General features: G+C 38.3%; 4 protein-coding genes. 2 read left to right on the top strand and 2 right to left on the bottom strand.

From position 1 onward, the window contains the following. Positions 1-810 precede the first annotated feature (810 nt). Together ACFFAP_RS36100 and ACFFAP_RS36095 are read left to right on the top strand one after the other, a co-directional pair. Complete coding sequence (locus ACFFAP_RS36100; RefSeq protein ID WP_375515714.1) at positions 811-1242, top strand: helix-turn-helix domain-containing protein; 432 nt, start codon at positions 811-813, stop codon at positions 1240-1242. 237 nt (positions 1243-1479) lie between these two features. After that, positions 1480-2091: a LuxR C-terminal-related transcriptional regulator gene (locus ACFFAP_RS36095; RefSeq protein ID WP_375515713.1), complete on the top strand. Its 612-nt coding sequence runs from the start codon at positions 1480-1482 to the stop codon at positions 2089-2091. 757 nt (positions 2092-2848) lie between these two features. Here ACFFAP_RS36095 and ACFFAP_RS36090 read toward each other — a convergent pair. Together ACFFAP_RS36090 and holA are read right to left on the bottom strand one after the other, a co-directional pair. Next, positions 2849-3331 carry a DUF4168 domain-containing protein gene (locus ACFFAP_RS36090; protein WP_375515712.1) on the bottom strand — a complete coding sequence of 161 codons (483 nt, stop codon included), beginning with the start codon at positions 3329-3331 and terminating at the stop codon, positions 2849-2851. A gap of 109 nt (positions 3332-3440) precedes the next feature. Then, entirely contained in the window at positions 3441-4430 is a 990-nt protein-coding gene (gene holA, locus ACFFAP_RS36085; protein ID WP_375515711.1) for a DNA polymerase III subunit delta, read from the bottom strand. Positions 4431-4645: the final 215 nt, after the last annotated feature.

The following is a 4645-nucleotide window of genomic DNA, read 5'->3' as shown; positions in this document are numbered from 1 at the left end:
CCAGATGTACCCTTTTCACAACCGCGAAATGTGCTCGCAGGTCATTTTTTGAGTTTCTCGGTTTCTTACACTTGGAATATTCATAATTCAAATAAGATTGCTATATTTTCCTCATACAAGTGTATAGCTCTATTGGACTTGAACATAAATAGAAGTAAAAGCATAAACGAGATAATGCTAATTTTTCGTTGTATTTCAACTATCACAACTAATGCTGCGCTTGTCAATCTACACTAGCAGAGCACACATTTACCCTACTGTTATCTGTTAGATTAACAAATACTCATCAAAGAAAACTGATTAGGCGTTTAAATAGCTTGAGTATGAGCGTTGTTTTAGTTGGACTTCCTTTGCATCTAACTTTTTCTCTTAAGTCGTGAAACAACTAAATAACAAGAGTTTTACACTAGATATTTTTTCAAAAAATTAGTTTTAATGATAATAAATTACGAGAAAATAAGACTTTTTGATAGAGGTATAGTAAGCGATTGCTCCGTCAAATAGATAACGGTAAAAGTCAGGACGTGAAGCAGTTATGAGGATAAAATTTCTGGCTATTTTTATCTCAAAAGTGCATAAGTTGATATTTCTTGCACCTATGTATCTCTATATAGGAATTCTATTTGATTATTGAAAAGGATTTTAGATAAAATCCTTAGAAAATGGGCTTTTTAGTCTTAGGATATTTTCCCAAATAAAACCGGAGTTTTATATGTACATTTTGTTGATGTACATATAGGAAGTTGATGCTGTATTTCACAGTTGCTATCCGAATTGCCATTACCACTCTTGAAACAGAATTGATCTTCTATGGTTATAAGTGAATCATCATCTGCTGACACCACAAGAACCAGTGCCTCTGAGTTCATCTTTCCATGCAACCCTCAACTTAGTAATGTCTTTCACTTCATTGAAAACAATTTTTACCTACCTATTACTCTTGTTGATGTGGCTCAATCAGTTGCTTATTCCCCTGCTTACCTCACTGACTTAGTGAGACGCCAAACAGGAAAAACAGTACAAAGTTGGATAATCGAGCGGCGGATGATAGCAGCACGTTCCTTGCTCCTTGAGACTTCAGAGAAAGTGGAGCAAATAGCTGGTAAGGTGGGTTATCAACATGCGGTTCATTTCTTCCGCCAGTTTCGTCAATATCACCAAACCACTCCTCAAGCTTGGAGAAAGGCGCATCAAATTAGTAGTCGTCGTGAACTGTGTACACTGGAATGCATAAAAAAGTGATACTAAATGATTTGTTAGTGAGGAGAAACAAACCCGGTTTCTTAACTCGACTTTATCCATTTAGGCAGCATAGTCCAAGGTATCGGTAAAACGTTCCAACGGCTATGATCCGTATCATGGTAAGGCGATTGGCATAAATTTTGACTTCTCAAAACTTTTCAAACATCCTCTAATGCAAACAGACTACATAAATTGCAAATTGAGTATTTCAAGAAAATAGTGTTAAAAAACTTTCCTATGATCGCCCTAACAAAGACATTAGTAAAAACAGTAGCTGAACCACAAAAGCTAGATAGTATTGACTTACATGACTCGAAGCGAGCTGATTTTTTACAAAAAGTAATTGAAGGCTTAGAAGACGGTGTATTAATTTTAAGCAAAACAGGTGAAGTAGTTCATGCTAATGCATCGGCTCGTCGCCTTTGTTGTCAATTTAATCAAGGCAATTTCAACCAAAGTTTTGTACCACCAGTCATCTGGAATCTTTGTGAATCGTTATTCAAGAGTCGGTATTTGTTTTCTGATAAACTTTTAATTCTGTCGGATGAAATTGTACTTAATAAGTCCAATATTTTTCGGATTAGGGTGAGACTGCTAGATTTAGAGGGGTTTGAAGTGCCTTGCTTATTGGTGACTATAGAAAATCAATATGAATCTTTGAAAAATGTAGCACTTACTGAAGTTAAAAAATTTGACCTGACGCCGCGAGAAGCTGAAATTTGGTTTCTCTATAGAAGTAACTACAGCTACAAAGAAATTGCTACTAAGCTTTACATCACTATAAACACCGTGAAGAAGCACATGAAAAATATTCACACCAAGCGCCAAGCAAACATGTCTTATGATTGAATGTAGCACTTTATTGAAGAAGATTTCTGCAAGCGAGAATTCTTCTTCAATGAGTGGGGAATTCAAAAGAGCTACTAATTGAAGATCCCTAAAGATGCAATACGCTTGGGTTAGCGCCAAAAACCCTAAGAAATGATTTACAGCAGAATTCAGAATTCAGGAGCACAAAGCCGGAGACGTTTCCGTTCCTTTGGTCAGAATGGGCTACGCCCCGCTGCGCTAACAGAAGTAAAACAGGCTTTATACCTGGCTTTGAGACTTACCTTGTGTACTTTACTAACTTGAAATCTGCTGTATAAAGTAAACCTTAAATTCTAGGGTGCGTTAAAGCAGCGCGTAACACACGCTACTTAATATTTACTTTATAAATGACCTCTAAACTGTGTAGGTTGGATTGAGGAACGTAGACCCAAAGGGGCTTTCTGCATGGTAACCCAACAAAGCCCGGAAATGTTGGGTTGCGCTTTGCTTAACCCAACCGACAATTTTTATTAACTGAACCAGATGCAGATTTAGTGGGGATCTTAAACCCCTAGATTCAGACGCTTTTTTGTTCAGAATTCATGGTTTTATTCTTTCTTGATAAAAATTCATTTGTAAAATGCAATAGATTATTGTCGATTAACTTAGTATTCACAAACAAGTATTTCATAAATCAATGTTTGCAGCCTTTTATAAAAAATCAATACTGCCCTCCCTTTCATGCGGGGTTAGTTAATTTTAACGTGTTACTCTCTAATTTTTATGCAAGTTTTAACTACGGAGAGTCAGGAGTTTTTTGCAGACGTAATAAGCTATTGTAAACCTGCCGTTTTAAGTTATTGTTATTTTGCAGTTCTCTAGTAATATTGTTGAACTGATCAATGCTCAAACCATTATCTTGGACAATTTTTTGAGAGTGATTACAGTAATTCACTGCAATATCTTTAGCCTTTCTGGGAAGACCATTTATGCTGTTATAATCGTTACAAACAATCTGGGGAATTTCTCCATTACCAATAAGTTTTTTAATTTCTTCAAAGGCATTTTGACGGGCTGGCTCCATTGCTAGCACAGCTTGAGCATAGCTGTCGATTTGAGTATTGTTAACTATTGGTGTTGGAGTTTGACCATAAGCTTTTGAACTCAATGAAAAAACGTTGGAAATTAGACCCACAGTGGCGATCGCGCCGAAAAAGAATGATTGGGAAAGGATTCGCTTTCGGCTAAATCGGGAAAATAAATCAGAAATTTTCTTCATATAGTGTGTGACACAGAACTACATCAAGGATATTATAAGAACGTTGAATTATTTTCGGAGTTGGAAGTTCCAGCAACTGCTCAATACATCAAGCTTTTATATTTGATTGTCAATTCCCTCGACATACTTGACAAAGTTCGATGACTTTAGTCTGGAGTGTTGGTATTTCTGATGCTCCTTGCTTGAGACTCACTTCTAATTCCAATAGTAGAGGTAAGCAAGAGATTAACTGTTGCACAGAAAGAAGCTTGATTTCTTGCTGTAAGAAGTAGATCCGTTTAGGATTACCGATATCAGCAGCAATAGCTATCGCTTGTTGATTGCGCTCCCCACTTTCTATCATAATCTTGACCCACAGCCATGTACGAAATTGTCCAATCAGTGTGGCAACTATCCGTAATCCCGGCTCGGAAGCATTGCTCAAATCTGCCAGTGTCGTCAAAGCTTTAGATATATCTCCTGTTCTGATTGCTGCCGCTAATTGTAAACTATTTTGAGTATTATTTTTTACTAACTTCGTAACGGTATCTGTGTCTAAAGGCTTGTTGCTACCTTGGGCATATAGCCGCAGTTTCTCTAACTCATTGTAGAGCAGCCGTGTATCATTTCCTACAGAATCTGCCAACAATTGGGCAGTATTGGCAGTTAGTTTTACACCCACAGTCTGAGCTGCTTGATTAACAGATTGCACCAGCAATTCGGTTTTCCAAGGGGGAATGAGGGGAAATTCTCGGAACTCGGTGGCAAATTGTTTTAACAATTTTGTGGATTTGAGGCGTTCATCTGGCTTGTTGCGGCTGGTGAGCAATAAAAATGAGTTTTCGGGAATGACTCTTAGCGATCGCACCAGTTCTGCTAACACATTCTCTGGACACTGCTGGCACAAAGTAGTATTTATCAGCCATACCAAGCGCCCACCAGCACCAAAAGTGGGTGTCATGACCTGATTTAACCCCTGGATAGCAGCATCAGCTTGATCTGGGGTGAATGCAGTGTAATTAAAACTTATCCATTGGGGATCGAGGACGCGATCGCGCAGCATAGCGATCGCCTTTTCCATAGCAAAATCATCCTCACCCCAGTAAACATAAATTGGCATAGACTAACATCGTATCTTAGGGAATGGGGCATTGGGCACTTGTACTGAGCATCTCGACTTCGCTCGATGGAACCGTAGTCGTAAAGCCTGCGGCATAGCTACGCTTAGGGCGCAGCCTCTCCAAGAGTTGTATTGGGCATTGGTGAAGAGTTAATATTTATAACTCCTAACTCCTAACTCCTAACTCCTAAATCCTAACTCCTAACTCCTAACTC

Source organism: uncultured Nostoc sp., from assembly GCF_964245575.1.
GTDB lineage: Bacteria > Cyanobacteriota > Cyanobacteriia > Cyanobacteriales > Nostocaceae > Nostoc.
Note: the sequence above shows the minus strand (reverse complement) of the source record. Positions and strands in the feature narration are given on the sequence as shown.

What these genes read in the sequence shown, in the direction of transcription:
- ACFFAP_RS36095 (WP_375515713.1), top strand. Translation starts at nt 1,480, where the DNA reads ATGATCGCCCTAACAAAGACATTAGTAAAAACAGTAGCTGAACCACAA.
- ACFFAP_RS36100 (WP_375515714.1), top strand. Translation starts at nt 811, where the DNA reads ATGGTTATAAGTGAATCATCATCTGCTGACACCACAAGAACCAGTGCC.
- ACFFAP_RS36090 (WP_375515712.1), bottom strand. Translation starts at nt 3,331, where the DNA reads ATGAAGAAAATTTCTGATTTATTTTCCCGATTTAGCCGAAAGCGAATC.
- holA (WP_375515711.1), bottom strand. Translation starts at nt 4,430, where the DNA reads ATGCCAATTTATGTTTACTGGGGTGAGGATGATTTTGCTATGGAAAAG.